Here is a 15,811-nt window from a genome sequence, read left to right on the forward strand (position 1 = left end):
AGTGATTGGGATTCCGGCGGCTGGGCCTTGATCTCGACGTGATTCTTCAACAAGTCGTCAACCAGGTGGTCGTCGCCAGGACTGTAAGTGGTGAATTTCTCGCCGGTTCCGAGCATGCCTCGGATCATCTGACCATCGATAGTCACGTATTTTACCTGCCCTTCCTGTACGTCCGAGATAAACCGAGAGTAAGGTACTCCCGGATCTACCGGCATACGGGGACCAAAATGGAGGAAAAGCAGTGCCAGTGCAATGGCACTGATTATCCACGTAATCGCATTTTTCATTAATTCGTCCACTCATGGGTTTGTTATGGTGTTTACTTGTCAAATCCCGCCTGCTTATTGCTTATAAACCTTTTTATGGAAGAGGCGGAAATGATGCGGTTTGCCAGTGTTTGAGAGCCTGAATCGGGATGAGGTATCCCAAGGTTCGCTGGAGAATGTGATGGTTGTAAAGCGTGATAAAGCGGCGCGGGGCGGCTTCCAAGCCCTAGGTGGAAATCGAAGCAATGGCTTTGCAGGACCTCCGTTGAAGCGCTCAACCATGCCATTAGTTTGCGGACGACGCGGCGGGATGAGGCGGTGTTCGATCTCTTGCAGGGCACAGGTACGGTCGGACGATGGTCGCTGGACGACTGCTGGCTGCAATTCATGAAATGATCGACGAACGCCGAGCCGTTGTCGGCCAGGTACGTTTGAATGCGGAAGGGAGCGGCCTGGCCGACAGATTTCAAAAACACCTTGGGACTCCGGGCGGTACGGTTCGATGGCAACGAACAGGTAACGTCGCGGCTCGCCTTCGATGGTTAGAAACCTCAATTGGATTGACCCAAAACCTCACGGAGCACGCCCCGAACTTCGAAGAGGGCATGGTTTCTTCCATGGGAGCTGACATTTTATTAAGGCTTCAAAGCCGATGTGCCACTTCTCGCCGGCTTTCGGCACAGGCGATCAACGGTTCCTTTGAAAGAAACATTGGTGAGATAAAGGATATAGATCACGGCCAGTACCAGCATAGTGATGGCCAGAGTTGCCAGAAGAGAAGGACCTGCTTGCGCCGTACCCACCGAAAATGGCACATGCGCATCCACTTCCTCACCCTCATTTATCAGGGTAACGTGCGCGAGATAATTTCCCGGCTTCGTAAAATTGATCGTCGCGTTGGTCGACCCAGACGGATGGATCGCCGGCGGTTGGTAATACATCCTTGTCCCGTCAGGTTCTCGTGTGATTTCAAACTCGACCGTCATCCGACGTAGTGCTTTACCTTCGTAGTCGAACACCAGGGTCGACTGTCCAACGTCCGGAATGGCCTTGCAGTACTCCGTCGTTCCGGTGAGTTGCGGCTGATAAGCCGTGAAATGCACCCAGTGAGACCCGACGGCAATCCGGCAGGAATCAGCGTCGATTCCAGAATCGCCGCCATGTGCGCGGATCACCCCGGAAAATGAAGCAAGAATTAAAACGGCCAAGGCCGAGACTATTTTGTTGAGATATCTGTTTCCGCACATACCTTTTGCCCTCGTTAACCTGGTATTTGCCGATTATAGTCTGTGCATCGCGGGTTACTCTGGAGCAGATTCGTTCGTATAGCCAAATAATTATTGCAAAAGTGCCCAACCAAGATAAATAAAAATATATCGATATAAGCTGAGAGTTGCTCTCAAAATATACGGTTCATTTCTTCCCGCGATGCTGCATTAAAGACTAACCTTGGGCAGTTTTGAAATTAGATTTTTTGATATCGTCATTAAATTCTTTAATACCCTAATGTTGCATTTTTAATTCGATTTTATGTCAGACTTTATGCCGGGTGATTCTTGGGGTATCTCAAGTTCATCCGGCACTCATTGTTTAATTTCATCAGCAAGAGGAAATATATGGCTACTATAAGTCAAAAAGCGGGTGGGATCGCCGCCCAAGAGAAACCACTGCTGGATAAGCGTTGGCTCGTTTTTGGTCTTGGACTCTACCTCGTGTTTTACATGTGGGTTCGCTGGTACGAAGGGGTCTACGGCTGGTCCGCCGGTCTCGACTCGTTCGCACCGGAATTCGAGACGTACTGGATGAACTTCCTGTACACCGAAATCGTACTGGAAGTGACCACCGCCTCGATTCTGTGGGGCTATCTGTGGAAGACCCGGACTCGAGACATGGATGCCGTAACGCCGCGGGAGCAGTTATACCGCCACATGACGCATGGAATCTGGATGTGCTGCTATGCGTGGGCACTGTACTGGGGCGGCAGCTACTTCACCGAACAGGACGGCACCTGGCACCAGACGATCGTGCGCGACACCGACTTCACGCCGTCGCACATCATCGAGTTCTATCTGAGCTATCCGATCTACATCATCAGCGGGGGTGCCGCGTTCCTGTATGCGCATACCCGCCTGCCGGCATTTGCGAAGAACGGGTTTTCCCTGGCCTATTTGGTCGTCGTTGTCGGTCCGTTCATGATTCTGCCGAACGTGGGACTGAACGAATGGGGCCACACCTTCTGGTTCATGGAAGAGCTATTTGTAGCGCCCTTGCACTACGGCTTTGTGGTATTTGGCTGGACCGGGCTTGCGATCATGGGGGTCATCTCGCTGGTTGTTATGGATATCGCCCAATTGATCAAGAAAGAACTATGTCCGGAATTGGCGTGATCGGAGGCCGACTGGCCTTCTTCGGGTAAATGTTGAGCAGCCATAAACCCTGAAGTTAGAGGCCACTGTCCGAAACGGAAATCACTGGGCAGCGGCCTTTTTTTACCCTCCGGCAGAGGGCGGAGTGAAACACGATACTGCATATAAGACGCCCATTATCATGAGAATTCTTGATCACAGAAACCCTTATTAAAGTCTCGGAGAAACCCACCATGACGAATCCCAGTTTGTTATCCAAGCTTTTGGAAAGCCGATATTCGGGCCTTCTACTCGTAGCCTTTGTCATCGGACTATACATCTTGCAGACGAAGGTCATTTCACCGTTCGTCGAGACTGTCGCGAGTTCGGATGTATTCCAGGAAGAATCAACGTTCGACGGCAAAGACCTAAGCCAAATGGCGGCCTTGCACTGCAATCATTTCGTCCAGGATCGGTTAGGCGCTTCCGACACGATTGAATTTACGGATAGCGGCCACAGAGTATGGCAACTGTCCAATGGACGCTACCTTGTTAGCTCGCACGTTGTGGAGCGTGACGCTTCGGGACAGCGGAAAAACATCGCCTTTGCGTGCAATATCCATTACACCGGCGGATCTCAGGGTGACGATCCGCTTCGGATTAACTGGACTCTTGAAGGCTTGGAGCTTAATCGAACCTGATTTCCATTATTTAATATATCCAAAAACACGGAGAAAACTCATGCCAATTTATGCCGTACAGCGCCAATTGTCTGGCATTACCCCTGAACAATTGTCTGAAGCCCAAAAGGCTGCTATCACAGCGAGCGATAAACTTTCCCGAGAAGGCGTACGGGTAAGATACATACGGACTAACTTTTACCCGGCTGATTCTCGCTGCACCTGTTTATTCGAAGCCCAGGATGCGGAGTCGGTGAGGTGTGCTAATGAAGCGGCATCGCTTCCATTCAATAAGATAGAAGAAGTGCTTGACCTTAATCCTTGACTCGCGGATGGTCGAGGCGAGCGAAAGAGGCAGCCTATCGCAGCACTATCCGGTGTCCACACATCCCTATTCAGAAATCGAGGACATATCCATGAAAGACGCGATTCACTTCTCCCGTGAAGACCGGTTACTGTGGTTGGGCATCTTCGGGTTTAGCGGGATCTTTATATTGATCATGTCAGTATTTACTATAGTCCCGATAACCCATTATATGGTACGCATAATTATTACCATAATGATGATGTTTATTCCGGGGTATGTCACCATGAAGCTATTCTTCGATCATATGGAGCTTACCGAATACAAGGTACTCGACCGGTTTATCGTTCCGGTGATCATCTCGGCAATGACGGTGCAGCCCTCGTATTTCTTGGTTACTTATCTAAGAACCTATGGACTTAAAATCGATGAGGACGTGATCAACAGCGACTTCCTCGCCGCCCTCATCGCCATTCTGGTCACGGCCATCGCCTTCGGAATCAAGTTCCTTCAGGCCAGAATGGCCGGCTTACGGGAGCAGGCCGGTGTCTGAAATGCCACTCGCCGTTCTTGATTCGGCCCAGCCGGTGCGACAATATTCTGTACCGTTTGGAACAGAATCAGGTTTTTCTTCGGCGGACCGGTATGAGACAACGAGAGTTCGACACCCAGAGAGCCATCGCCGGCGCGATGGACGTGTTCTGGCGCAAAGGGTACAAAGGCGCCTCAATGAGCGAACTGCTGCGCGCCATGGGCATCGGCAAGGGGAGCTTCTATGCGGCATTCGGCAGCAAGCGGAAATTGTTTCTGCTGGCGCTCAAGCATTTCCGGGACACCACGATGCTGGTGCGTCAGTCCGGCGAGCTTCTGAACCGAGCCTCGGCAGTCGAGAGTCTGCGGAGGCTGTTCGAGCGGCTGATCGAGCGGACCCTGAACCATCGCCGCACTTGCCTGTTCGGCAAGACCGCGCTGGAATTCCGCGGCAGCGATCCGGACGTAGCAGAGGTGGTGCAAGCCGGCGTGGCTCAATTGGAAGACGCCCTGTTCGACATGGTGGTGCGCGCCCAAGCCGCCGGGGAGATTACGCCGAACCGGGATCCGCGGGTTTTGGCCAAGTTCCTCGTAGCAACCTATTACGGTGTTCAGGTCCTGGGCAGCGTCGCGCCATGCCGGCAGAATTTGAAAGATGTGGTGGTCACGGCGCTAGCGATGCTCGATACGAAAACCGCCTGATAGAGGTATGGGGCGTCCCTGCTGCGGTGGCGCCGTTTTTCGGCGGATTCTGTACCGTTCGGTACAGAGCAGTGCCAAGAATCTGATGGAGTCCACGTTTCGCCCGCCCCCATTACCACTCATAAAACACCGTGGAGAAGGAGGCTGCGCAAAACCTGAATGCGAGACAGAAGCCCCTTTTTTGTACTGATGACTACAGAAAAACCTCGCCATAGGAGACTTGCTATGTCCTTCTTACCGTCCAGCCCCGGCGTAACCAACCTGCCGGATGTTTTCGCCAAATATCCGAAGCGCGGCAGCCTGATCCTGCGCCTTATCCACGAGATCATGCGGGAAGAATCCCCCCTGACCAATGGTGACCGGGAACTGCTCTTCACCTATATCTCAGGACTGAATTCCTGCGATTTCTGCTACAGCTCCCATATCCCCGCCGCGGTGGCCTTTGGGGTCAACGAATCGGTGTTCGATCAGCTTCACGCCGACATCGAGACCGCCGCGGTCGATGAGAAGCTGAAACCCATCCTCCGCTATGTAAAAAAGCTGACCCTTACCCCAACCCGGATCACCAAGACAGACGCCGACGCCATCTTCGCCGCCGGCTGGGACGAAAAGGCCTTCGTCGATGCGATCAGCGTGTGCTGTGTCGTCAACTACATGAACCGTTTCGTGAACGGTGTCGGGGTGAATGTCGATTCCGACACCGCTCGGTGTACCGGTGCCGAGGTATTGCCCACCATCGGCTATTCGGGATGGGCGGAAAGCCTGGAAGTGGCCCTCGCTGATGAGAGTCGGTCAGCCACGTAAGACGTTTTCCTTTTGTAATGACCGGCGGCGGAACCGGATGCCCCGACCGGCCTCACCCTCACTAAAGGTCTAAGATTATGAATTTAGGGTTGGCGATAATTTTTCGACTATTGGTGTTGCTGTCCATCGCACTGCTGGTTGTAGGATTGGTCAAGCCTCGGTGGGTCTGGCCGTGGAAGAACAAGGAGCCCGATCGACCGGCCATCATGATGGTCGCGGCACTCTTGTTCATGGGGGCATTCACCGGATTGGGTGAAACCGCCCAGGACGCGGTAGGCGATGATCTGGAACATCAATTGGGCGCGCAGATTTTGAGCAAAGCTGAATACCGGATAGGACCGGATACCCGACGTTGCGCAGCCGGTGCCCGTCCGGGCCAAGCGGGAGCCACGGACGACGAGGAGACCCCCGACGGGATCCGTTATAACGTGCGCACTCCGGTGAATTACGACGCTACGGTTGCCCATCCCCTGCTGATGGTTTATGCACCCCACGGCAAGAATCGCAATCGCAACGAGCAATTTACCTATCTGACGCGGGACGCCACGGCGGCCGGATTCATCATCGCCTACGTGGACCATCGGCGCATGGCCCCGGAAGCCCTCATCGAGCTCGCCGGAATTCCGAGGCATATCCAGGAAAAATGGTGTGTGGACGAGAACCGGATTCTCCTGACTGGCCATTCCGATGGCGGGACTATTTCGATGGGGATCGCCTTCGTCAATGGCACCCGCGACATTCCGGCGGCTATTGTGTCGAGTGCGGTCGGAATCCGCGCGGATGATCTGGCGGATCGCTCCTGTCCCAAACCGCTGTCGGTCCTGGTCATGCACAGCTCCAAAGACACGGTTTTTCCCGGTTATGGGAAAGGTACCGTGGAATGGTGGGCAAAGTGTAACGAGTGCGACGGGCGCGCCGTAGAAGCCTTGCCGAACGGATGTGTCGCCTACTCTGGCTGTGCCAATGGGGTAAAGACCTGGTATTGCGAGAACTCCAACCCGCACTCCGTATGGCCAAGCTTAAACCGCACAGTTATCGGTTTTCTGTCGACAGCAGTCCGCTCTCAGGAATGATTCATTGGATGGAACGGGAAGATATGATCATGCCGAGCTGCAGCGGAAACTGCGCACGATCTCGATGCCTTTTCCGGTCCTTGGGAGACTAGACAGCTAGGTATTTCGAAGATGGGGAGGAGTCGGCCGATAAGCCGGGTTCTGTCGTGGACAGCCATTCATCTAGGGCGCGCGTCACCGCGCGCCTCAAGCGACCTACCCGGGAGCCGTGCGGGCCGCACGTTAGGGGTTGCCCCCAATGCCCCCCTATTTGGTCTTGCTCCAGGCGGGGTTTGCCCTGCCACTCCCGTTACCGGAAGCGCGGTGCGCTCTTACCGCACCATTTCACCCTTACCGCGTTCCCGAAGGAGGCGCGGCGGTATATTTTCTGTGGCACTTTCCGTAGGCTTGCGCCTCCCAGGCGTTACCTGGCGCCTTGCCCTGCGGAGCCCGGACTTTCCTCTCCCCGAGTCGATGACACGGACAGCGACTGCCTGGCCGACTCCCAAGGCTATTGTATTAAGAGATCAGTCGAGTGGCTAGTAACATGGCTGTTACGTCATTGTTTTGAAATCGTAGCCGAAAGGGTGGAGAACGCGTATTTATTGATCCAGATCAAAATCGTAAGGTCCGGTTCAAGCTAGTATTTTCCGCACGTGAGAACGCATTGAGTTGATTTACCTCCATCTCCTCTTTGGTCGACCAACTAGTCATAGCATTCTCCGGGTTAGCGACATTGCGTTAAAGACCTCTTAATCCTCTGGGATGTTGTTACGGGCCGAGGCTTTGCTGAGGCCCGTTTTTTTGTGCCAATTCTTGAAACAGTCCTGTAACCAAAATTAGAGTCTCGGCTCCTGTTTTTCCTTCTGGTTCAAGAACTCCGCGCGTTGAGCCACTCAGGTATTTGTGTTTAAATACCTGACTGGTTACCTAAGTCTTAGGGAAACGCCGAGCATACCTCTCGCTGCGCGCGGCTTCGATTCGGAGCGCGACGTTTTGATAAAAACCGTGGCACTCTCTCGGTGCGCCTTAAGCCGAAAACATCTTAGCACTCCCTCTGCCGTCTTCTTTGAACCTATTGCAGGAATGCGAGAGGGGTGGTTTGGCCGTTAATTTGTGCGATCCACAGGCTTACATATGCTAATCAAAACAAAGAAAGGCTTGAATCTGCCGATCACCGGGGAGCCCGAGCAAACGATACACGACGACGGCAACGTTGTTAAATCCGTAGCGTTACTGGGTTTGGATTACGTCGGGTTGAAACCCTCCATGAACGTTTCGGAGGGGGACCGGGTCAGGCTCGGTGACGTGCTGTTTTCGGACAAACAGTATCCTAGGGTGTTGTTCACTGCACCCGGATGTGGCGTGGTCAAGGCGATCAACCGCGGCGCCAAGCGCGTGCTTCAATCCGTAGTCATCGAGCTGGACGGTAATGACAGCGTCCAGTTTCAATCGTATGGCCAATCGGATCTCGCCGGTCTGAGTGTCGAGCAGGTAAAAGAGAACTTGCTGGCTTCCGGCTTGTGGACCTCCATCCGAACTCGTCCCTACAGCAGGGTTCCCGATCCCGATACGGCGCCCCATTCGATTTTCGTTACGGCAATCGATACCAATCCGCTGGCTGCGCAGCCCGATGTCATCATCCAGGAGCGGGCCCAGGATTTTAAGAACGGATTGACTGTCATTTCCAAACTGACCGAAGGAAAGGTTTATCTTTGCACGGCTCCGAATCATTCGTTGCCTTCCAGCGACACGAACAACATTGAAACGGCTGAGTTCGAGGGGCCACATCCTGCCGGTCTCGTGGGTACCCACATTCATCACCTTGATCCCGTCAGTGCTACGAAGACAGTCTGGCACCTCGATTATCAGACCGTAATGGCGATCGGCAGCTTGTTTACCACCGGCCGGCTGAACGTAGAGCGTGTCGTCTCTCTTGCAGGGCCGATGGTCAAACGCCCTCGTCTGATTCGCACCCGATTGGGCGCCAATCTGAGCGATCTGGTGCAGGGGGAGGTTGTGGCGGATAAAGAAACGCGGGTGATTTCGGGCTCCGTGCTAAACGGCCAAAAGGCCGAAGATTGGTCGGCCTATCTCGGGCGTTATCACAATCAGGTAAGCGTAATCGAGGAAGGGCGGCAAAGAGAGTTCATGGGATGGGTGGTGCCGGATCGCGCCAAGTACTCCTTCCTGAACGTACTTTTATCCAGTCTGCCCGAGGAGCGGGGGCGAAAGTTCGCCTTGACCAGCGCCAAGTACGGCAGCGCGAGAGCCATCGTGCCGGTCGGCGTTTATGAAGACGTGGTGCCCATGGATATTCTACCAACACAGTTGCTGCGTTCGCTTGTCGTGGGCGACACCGACACGGCGCAGGCCCTGGGGTGTCTGGAACTGGACGAAGAAGACCTGGCGCTTTGCACCTTCGTCGATCCGGGCAAGCACGACTTCGGCCCGGTACTTCGAAAGAATCTTACCCAAATTGAGAAGGAAGGCTAATGTCTCGTACTAGGCAATTCTTAGACAAGATACATCCGTACTTCGCGCATGGCGGTCGGCTAGAGAAGCTTTATCCGATCTATGAGATGGTCGATACCTTTCTCTATAGCCCGGCCGATGTGACGAGCGGTTCGACTCATGTCCGCGATGCGGTTGATTTGAAACGGGTCATGACCTATGTCTGGATCGCGGCCCTGCCGTGTCTGCTGATGGCCCTGTTTAACACCGGTTATCAGGCCAATTCGGCGATGCAGAGTTTGGGCATCGCGTCGGCACCCGGATGGCGCGGAGCGATCCTCGACGTTTTCGGTTACAGTCCGAACAACCCGATTTCCGTTGTGCTCCACGGAGCGTTGTATTTCTTCCCGATCTATATCGTCACGCTTGTGGCGGGGGGTATATGGGAGGTTTTGTTTTCCGTCGTTCGCAAACACGATGTCAACGAGGGATTCTTCGTATCTTCCATCCTGTTTGCGTTGACCTTGCCGCCGAATACGCCTTTGTGGCAGGTGGCGATCGGCATTTCGTTCGGCGTTGTGATCGGTAAGGAAATTTTCGGCGGCACCGGAAAGAACTTCCTGAACCCGGCGCTCACCGGGCGCGCCTTCCTGTACTTTGCCTACCCGGCTGCCATGTCGGGTGACGCGGTTTGGACCGCCGTGGACGGGTTCAGCGGCGCTACTGCTCTGGGCTTGGGAGCCTTGGGAGGTGTCGATGCGATCAAGGCGGGCGGTATCTCCTGGTGGCAAACCTTTTTCGGTTTCGAGCAAGGATCCTTGGGCGAAACCTCGACCTTGGCCTGCATGCTGGGCGCCGCATTCCTGATTTATACGCGGATCGCCTCGTGGCGGATCATGGCCGGGGTCCTGATCGGCATGATCGCAACCTCCACCTTGTTCAACATCGTCGGCAGCGATTCCAATTCTATGTTCGCGATGCCTTGGTACTGGCACTTGACCTTGGGTGGCTTCGCCTTCGGTACGGTGTATATGGCCACCGATCCTGTCAGCGCGGCTCATACCAATGCCGGTCGATGGGTGTTCGGCGCTCTGATCGGTTTTATGACCGTATTAATCCGGGTCGTGAACCCGGCTTTTCCGGAAGGCATCATGTTGGCCATCCTGTTCGCCAACATCTTCTCGCCGCTGATCGACTACGCCGTAATCAAAGCGAACATCACCAGAAGGGTCAGACGTCATGCCTAATTCAGCAAATCCCAATGCAGCGGGGACGCAGCTGTCCGACAAGATCGCCGGTTTTCTAGAAAAGGCGAACCACTACGCGCAAAAAATTCTGGTATTGCCCAACGACAGTTTCCAAAAAACCCTTGCCGTCGCTTTCGCTTTATGTCTGGTCGGCGCGGTTCTGGTATCCGGTTCGGCCGTTGCGCTCAAGCCCTTGCAGGAATCCAATAAGTCCAAGGACGAGAAGGTCAACATCCTGGATGTGGCGGGCCTGTTGGAGGAAGGGACCAATGTAGACGAGGCTTTCAAGAATATTGAGCCGAAGGTCGTCGATCTGGCAACCGGCGATTATGTCGATTCGATCGATCCGAAAACCTTCGACCAGCGCAAGGCAGCCAAGGATCCGGCCATGAGCGATGCCATCCCGCCGGAGAAGGACACTGCCAATATCAAACGGAAGGCGAAGTACGCCAAGGTTTACCTAGTCAAAGAGGGTGGTCAATTAAAGTCGGTTATCTTGCCGGTCAACGGTTACGGGCTCTGGTCGACCATGTACGGTTTTATGGCCTTGGAAGCTGACGCTCAAACGGTCATTGGCCTGAACCTTTACGATCAAGCCGAAACTCCCGGTCTGGGCGGCGAAGTGGTGAATCCGAAATGGAAAGCGCTTTGGAAGGGCAAGAAAGTCTATAACTTCACCGGTAAAGAGCTGCACGAGAGCACTTTGACCGAGAAAGGACAGCAGATCGAGATCGGCGAGGTCGCGCTGGGTCTCGTAAAAGGCGCTGTCGACCCGTCCAAACCGGGTTCGGAATACCAAGTGGATGCTCTAGCGGGCGCTACGCTCACCAGCCGCGGTGTAAGCAATCTGGTGAGCTATTGGATGAGCAAGGAAGGCTTCGGGCTTTATCTGGCAAAGGTTAGATCTCAGAGGGGCTAAACCTATGAACCTGAATGCAGAACATAAGAAGGTTCTTGTTGAACCATTGGTCGATAATAACCCGATCACCTTGCAGGTATTGGGTATTTGTTCGGCGCTGGCCGTGACTTCACAGCTGTCGACGGCGCTGATCATGAGCTTGGCATTGACCTCGGTCACCGCCTGCTCGAGCGCCGGTATCGCGTTCATCCGCAATCACGTTCCGAGCAGCATTCGTATCATCGCCCAAATGGTGATCATCGCCTCGCTGGTCATCGTGGTGGATCAAATTCTCAAGGCGTTCGCCTACGAGATCAGCAAACAGCTGTCGGTATTCGTGGGTTTGATCATCACCAACTGCATCGTCATGGGACGCGCGGAAGCCTACGCGATGAAGAACCCGCCCTGGGAAAGCTTCCTGGACGGCATAGGCAACGGTCTGGGCTACAGCTTGATTTTGGTTTCCGTCGCCATCGTCCGCGAGTTGTTCGGGTCCGGTAAATTGCTCGGTATCGACGTGTTGCCGCTTCTAAAGGACGGCGGCTGGTACGTGCCGAACGGCTTGCTGCTGCTGCCGCCGAGCGCCTTCTTCCTCATCGGGTTACTGATCTGGGCGGTGCGCACCTGGAAGCCGCAACAGGTTGAAAAGGCCGATTTCGCGATCATGCCGGCTCATGGGGAGGCACACTAATGGAAGCCTACATCAACCTGTTCATCAAGTCGGTTTTCATCGAGAACATGGCGCTGTCCTTCTTCTTGGGGATGTGCACGTTCATCGCCGTGTCGAAGAAGATCGAAACCGCCGTGGGCCTCGGCATTGCCGTTGTGATCGTGCAGACCCTGACGGTCCCGGCAAACAATCTCATCTATTCCTATCTGTTGAAGGAAGGGGCGCTTTCGTGGGCCGGGTTGGAGAATGTCGATCTGAGCTTCATCGCGCTGATGGCTTGCATCGGCGTTATCGCGGCGATCGTGCAGATTCTCGAAATGGTGCTGGACCGGTTCTTTCCGGCCCTGTACAACGCGCTGGGCATCTTTCTGCCGCTCATCACCGTAAACTGCGCCATCCTGGCCGGAAGCCTGTTCATGATCGAGCGTGATTACAACTTCAACGAGAGCGTGGTCTATGGCGTCGGCAGCGGCTTCGGCTGGGCTCTCGCGATTACCGCCATGGCCGGTGTCCGCGAAAAGCTGAAGTACAGCGACGTGCCTCCCGGACTGCGCGGTTTGGGCATCACGTTCATCACGGCGGGCCTGATGGCGCTCGGCTTCATGGCGTTTTCAGGCATTCAACTGTAAGGGGCAGGGTACAAGGCAATGTTGGAAATCATCCTAGGTGTATTGTTTTTCACCCTGATCGTAATTGCCCTGGTCTTCGTGATCCTCGGCGCCAAGTCGAAGCTTGTCGCATCCGGTAACGTTGGGATTCTGATCAACGACGAGAAAGAAATTCACGTCCCGATCGGCTCGAAACTGCTGACCGCGCTCGCGGACAACAACCTGTTCGTGTCGTCGGCCTGCGGCGGCGGCGGAACCTGCGCCCAGTGCCGGGTAAAAGTGCATGAAGGCGGCGGCGACATTCTGCCGACCGAGCTTTCTCACATTACTAAGCGCGAAGCGGCGGACGGCGACCGTCTGGCCTGCCAGGTCACCGTCAAGCAGGACATGAAAATTCATGTGCATGACGAAGTCTTCGGCGTAAAGAAGTGGGAGACAACGGTTCGTTCGAACCACAATGTCGCTACCTTCATCAAGGAACTGGTTCTGGAGCTCCCGAAAGGCGAGCATGTGAATTTCCGCGCTGGCGGTTATATCCAGATCGAGTGTCCGGCCTATCATGCGAAGTTCGCGGAGTTCGACGTCGAAGAACGGTTCCGCGACGATTGGGACAAGTACAACATCTGGCAGTACGAATCGGTGGTCAAAGAGCCGGCCATCCGTGCCTACTCCATGGCGAACTATCCGGAAGAGAGCGATATCATCATGCTCAACGTCCGTATCGCTACGCCGCCGCCCGGAGCCAAGGATATTCCGCCGGGCGTCATGTCGTCCTATATCTTCAACTTGAAGCCCGGCGATAAGGTGACGATTTCCGGACCGTTCGGGGAGTTCTTCGCCCGCGAAACCGACAACGAGATGGTCTTCATCGGCGGTGGCGCCGGCATGGCACCCATGCGCTCGCACATCTTCGATCAGCTTCGCCGGTTGAAGAGCAAGCGCAAGATGACCTTCTGGTATGGCGCCCGCAGCCTTCGGGAAATGTTCTACGTGGACGATTTCAACAAGCTGCAGGAGGAAAATCCGAACTTCAAGTGGTTCATCGGTCTTTCCGAGCCGAAACCGGAGGACAATTGGTCCGGCTACGTCGGATTCATCCACAATGTGTTGTATGAGAACTATCTGAAGAATCATCCGGCGCCGGAGGATTGCGAGTACTACCTCTGCGGTCCGCCCATGATGAACACTGCCGTTATCAAAATGCTGGAAGATATCGGTGTGGAAAGGGAGAACATCATGCTGGACGATTTCGGCGGCTAATTAGCCCAATTCGTTCGGTCAAGAAAGCGGGAGGGGTCTATGCGCCTCCCGCTTTTCTTTTTTCGAAAACGTAGTAGAGTCGGCAGCAATTTGTGGGGCACATTCTTTTCGGACGCCACGTAGCCGGTGATCGGAGTGGCTTACCTTAAAGTCGTCAATGTCGAGTTAGTCGAGGCGAATCATGACACTGTTTCTGATTACTTTTGCGGTGATAGCGGCCGTCATTTTTTTCATGGCGATAGGCGTCATGTTCGGGCGAGGGGCCATTAAGGGCACCTGCGGCGGCGTGAACAACGGCGAATGCGTTTGCGTGCAAAAATGCGAGAAAAGGCGAAAGCAGGAAGCTATGGCCGAAAACCATTAAGGGAGCGGCGATTCGAAAAAGAATTCGGCTTTATTCCTCAATTCGCGGCCAATTGGCGATAACTCATTGATCTAAGCTCTTTCCGCAATTAGCCATGCACCGGATGATGACCAGTACTTTAGAGATTTACGTTCCTCCGATTAATACGTAAACCTCTGGTACCCCCGGTACATGTCCTCCTGTTCGTCCTTATATTGGTACGATTACGAAACCTTCGGGACCGATCCCAAGCGCGATCGCCCCGCTCAATTCGGCGGAATTCGAACCGATTTGGAACTTAATCCGATCGGCGAACCCGTTACGCTGTTCTGCAAGCCCGCGCGCGATGTTTTGCCGGTACCCGAAGCATGCCTGATTACGGGCATAACGCCACAAATGGCCGCGGAGCGGGGTGTCATGGAAGCGGATTTCATACGTACGATTCACGATGAGTTCTCGGTGCCGGGGACATGCGTAGCCGGCTATAACAATATTCGATTCGACGACGAAGTCACCAGAAACTGTCTTTACCGCAACTTGTTCGATCCGTACGAACGGGAATGGCGCAACGGCAATTCCCGATGGGACATCATCGACATGTTGCGACTGACTCGGGCGCTCCGGCCCGAGGGAATCGAATGGCCCACCGATGATTCCGGCAGGCCGAGTCTGCGATTGGACGCGCTGACCGTCGCCAACGGAATACAGCACCAGAATGCCCACGACGCTTTGGCCGATGTCCGGGCGACCATTGCCGTAGCGAGTTTGGTCCGAGAGCGGCAGCCCAAACTCTTTAACTTCGTCTTTAATAATCGCGGTAAGAAAGAGGCTGCCGAGTTGCTGCGGTTCGGCGCGATGCAACCGGTTCTGCACGTTTCTGAAAAATACGCCTCAGAGCGGCACTGCATCGCCGTTGTGGTCGCGCTTGCCAAGCATCCGCGAAATCCGAACGGGATCGTCGTTTATGACCTTTCAGTCGATCCTACGCCTCTCATCACCTTGAGTGCGGAAGAACTTCAAGAACGCCTTTTCACCCCGGTTTCCAAACTTCCGCCCGGAGTCGAGCGCGTTCCGTTGAAAACGGTTCATTTAAATAAATGCCCTGTCATTGCTCCATTATCGGCCTTGCGTCCGGAGGATGCCGAACGGTTGCACATCGACCTTTCCCGCTGTAATCGAAACCTTGATTTACTCAAGCGGGAATGGACGTTGGCGAAGAAGACTCAGGAGGTTATGGAATTCAATGGAATGGAGACGGGCACGAATGATCCCGATCTTATGCTTTATGACGGCGGATTCATCGGAGATGCCGATCGCGCGATCCTGAAATGGATCCGCGGTATGAATCCCGATGAATTAAGTCGCGCGCGGCCGGCATTCGAGGATGCGCGCCTGCCGGAACTGGTTTTCCGCTACCGCGCTCGAAACTTTCCCGAGACTTTGACGGCGGAAGAAGCAGCCCGCTGGGAAGCCTATCGCATTCGACGGCTGACGGTTCCGGGGTGTGGCGGAAGCGTCGTTCTGAGCGAATATCAATCGAAAATCGATGCACTGGAAGCGTCTCCAGAACTGTCTGCCCGGCACCGGGAAATCCTCGCGAGCTTGCGAAGTTACGCTCGGGAAATTATCTCCTAACCCATAAGCAAT

The 15,811-nt window shown here is 54.5% G+C and carries 18 protein-coding genes and 1 other RNA gene; 15 read left to right on the forward strand and 4 right to left on the reverse strand.

From position 1 onward, the window contains the following. The 3 genes from VEB01_RS19580 to VEB01_RS19590 all read right to left on the reverse strand — a co-directional run. Positions 1-287 (reverse strand): ATP-dependent metallopeptidase FtsH/Yme1/Tma family protein (locus tag VEB01_RS19580; protein WP_324878418.1); only part of this gene is annotated, 287 nt, incomplete at its 3' end. 32 nt (positions 288-319) lie between these two features. Beyond that, complete coding sequence (locus tag VEB01_RS19585) at positions 320-742, reverse strand: hypothetical protein (RefSeq protein ID WP_324878420.1); 423 nt, start codon at positions 740-742, stop codon at positions 320-322. 159 nt (positions 743-901) lie between these two features. After that, positions 902-1,513 carry a hypothetical protein gene (locus tag VEB01_RS19590; RefSeq protein WP_324878422.1) on the reverse strand — a complete coding sequence of 204 codons (612 nt, stop codon included), beginning with the start codon at positions 1,511-1,513 and terminating at the stop codon, positions 902-904. Positions 1,514-1,882: 369 nt separating this feature from the next. On the opposite strand from VEB01_RS19590, the gene amoC reads away from it, so the two are divergent. From amoC to VEB01_RS19625, 7 genes are all read left to right on the forward strand, one after another. After that, positions 1,883-2,653: a bacterial ammonia monooxygenase, subunit AmoC gene (amoC, locus tag VEB01_RS19595; RefSeq protein ID WP_324878424.1), complete on the forward strand. Its 771-nt coding sequence runs from the start codon at positions 1,883-1,885 to the stop codon at positions 2,651-2,653. Positions 2,654-2,865: 212 nt separating this feature from the next. Continuing rightward, positions 2,866-3,312 (forward strand): hypothetical protein, encoded by a 447-nt coding sequence (locus VEB01_RS19600; protein ID WP_324878426.1) that lies wholly within the window; start codon positions 2,866-2,868, stop codon positions 3,310-3,312. Between the two features lie 40 nt (positions 3,313-3,352). Further along, positions 3,353-3,616, forward strand: a complete 264-nt coding sequence (locus VEB01_RS19605) for a DUF4242 domain-containing protein (RefSeq protein ID WP_324878428.1) — start codon at positions 3,353-3,355, stop codon at positions 3,614-3,616. 265 nt (positions 3,617-3,881) lie between these two features. Next, positions 3,882-4,148, forward strand: coding sequence for a hypothetical protein (locus VEB01_RS19610; RefSeq protein WP_324878430.1), 267 nt, complete (start codon positions 3,882-3,884; stop codon positions 4,146-4,148). Between the two features lie 92 nt (positions 4,149-4,240). Then, a complete protein-coding gene (locus VEB01_RS19615) occupies positions 4,241-4,828 on the forward strand; it encodes a TetR/AcrR family transcriptional regulator (protein ID WP_324878432.1) in 588 nt (195 codons plus the stop codon). Positions 4,829-5,053: 225 nt separating this feature from the next. Further along, positions 5,054-5,632, forward strand: coding sequence for a carboxymuconolactone decarboxylase family protein (locus VEB01_RS19620; RefSeq protein WP_324878434.1), 579 nt, complete (start codon positions 5,054-5,056; stop codon positions 5,630-5,632). An 89-nt stretch (positions 5,633-5,721) separates the two neighbouring features. Then, entirely contained in the window at positions 5,722-6,705 is a 984-nt protein-coding gene (locus VEB01_RS19625; RefSeq protein WP_324878436.1) for an alpha/beta hydrolase family protein, read from the forward strand. 114 nt (positions 6,706-6,819) lie between these two features. On the opposite strand, the gene rnpB is transcribed toward VEB01_RS19625, so the two are convergent. Further along, an RNA gene (gene rnpB / locus VEB01_RS19630) (RNase P RNA component class A) lies at positions 6,820-7,190 on the reverse strand. Positions 7,191-7,821: 631 nt separating this feature from the next. On the opposite strand from rnpB, the gene VEB01_RS19635 reads away from it, so the two are divergent. From VEB01_RS19635 to sbcB, 8 genes are all read left to right on the forward strand, one after another. Further along, entirely contained in the window at positions 7,822-9,180 is a 1,359-nt protein-coding gene (locus VEB01_RS19635) for a Na(+)-translocating NADH-quinone reductase subunit A (RefSeq protein ID WP_324878437.1), read from the forward strand. Next, complete coding sequence (locus tag VEB01_RS19640) at positions 9,180-10,385, forward strand: NADH:ubiquinone reductase (Na(+)-transporting) subunit B (protein WP_324878439.1); 1,206 nt, start codon at positions 9,180-9,182, stop codon at positions 10,383-10,385. The genes VEB01_RS19635 and VEB01_RS19640 overlap by 1 nt, the downstream gene beginning before the upstream one ends. After that, complete coding sequence (locus VEB01_RS19645) at positions 10,378-11,304, forward strand: Na(+)-translocating NADH-quinone reductase subunit C (RefSeq protein WP_324878442.1); 927 nt, start codon at positions 10,378-10,380, stop codon at positions 11,302-11,304. Before VEB01_RS19640 ends, VEB01_RS19645 begins: the two co-directional genes overlap by 8 nt. Positions 11,305-11,308: 4 nt before the next feature. Beyond that, the gene (locus tag VEB01_RS19650; RefSeq protein WP_324878444.1) at positions 11,309-11,974 is read left to right on the forward strand and encodes an NADH:ubiquinone reductase (Na(+)-transporting) subunit D; all 666 of its coding nucleotides are present in this window, start codon (positions 11,309-11,311) and stop codon (positions 11,972-11,974) included. Next, positions 11,974-12,582: an NADH:ubiquinone reductase (Na(+)-transporting) subunit E gene (nqrE, locus tag VEB01_RS19655; protein WP_324878445.1), complete on the forward strand. Its 609-nt coding sequence runs from the start codon at positions 11,974-11,976 to the stop codon at positions 12,580-12,582. Before VEB01_RS19650 ends, nqrE begins: the two co-directional genes overlap by 1 nt. A gap of 18 nt (positions 12,583-12,600) precedes the next feature. After that, entirely contained in the window at positions 12,601-13,821 is a 1,221-nt protein-coding gene (nqrF, locus tag VEB01_RS19660) for an NADH:ubiquinone reductase (Na(+)-transporting) subunit F (RefSeq protein WP_324878448.1), read from the forward strand. 181 nt (positions 13,822-14,002) lie between these two features. Beyond that, positions 14,003-14,185, forward strand: a complete 183-nt coding sequence (locus VEB01_RS19665; RefSeq protein WP_324878450.1) for a DUF539 domain-containing protein — start codon at positions 14,003-14,005, stop codon at positions 14,183-14,185. Between the two features lie 171 nt (positions 14,186-14,356). After that, positions 14,357-15,799, forward strand: a complete 1,443-nt coding sequence (sbcB, locus tag VEB01_RS19670; RefSeq protein WP_324878452.1) for an exodeoxyribonuclease I — start codon at positions 14,357-14,359, stop codon at positions 15,797-15,799. Positions 15,800-15,811: the final 12 nt, after the last annotated feature.

The sequence above is a fragment of the Methylocaldum sp. genome (assembly GCF_035627495.1).
Lineage (GTDB): Bacteria > Pseudomonadota > Gammaproteobacteria > Methylococcales > Methylococcaceae > Methylocaldum.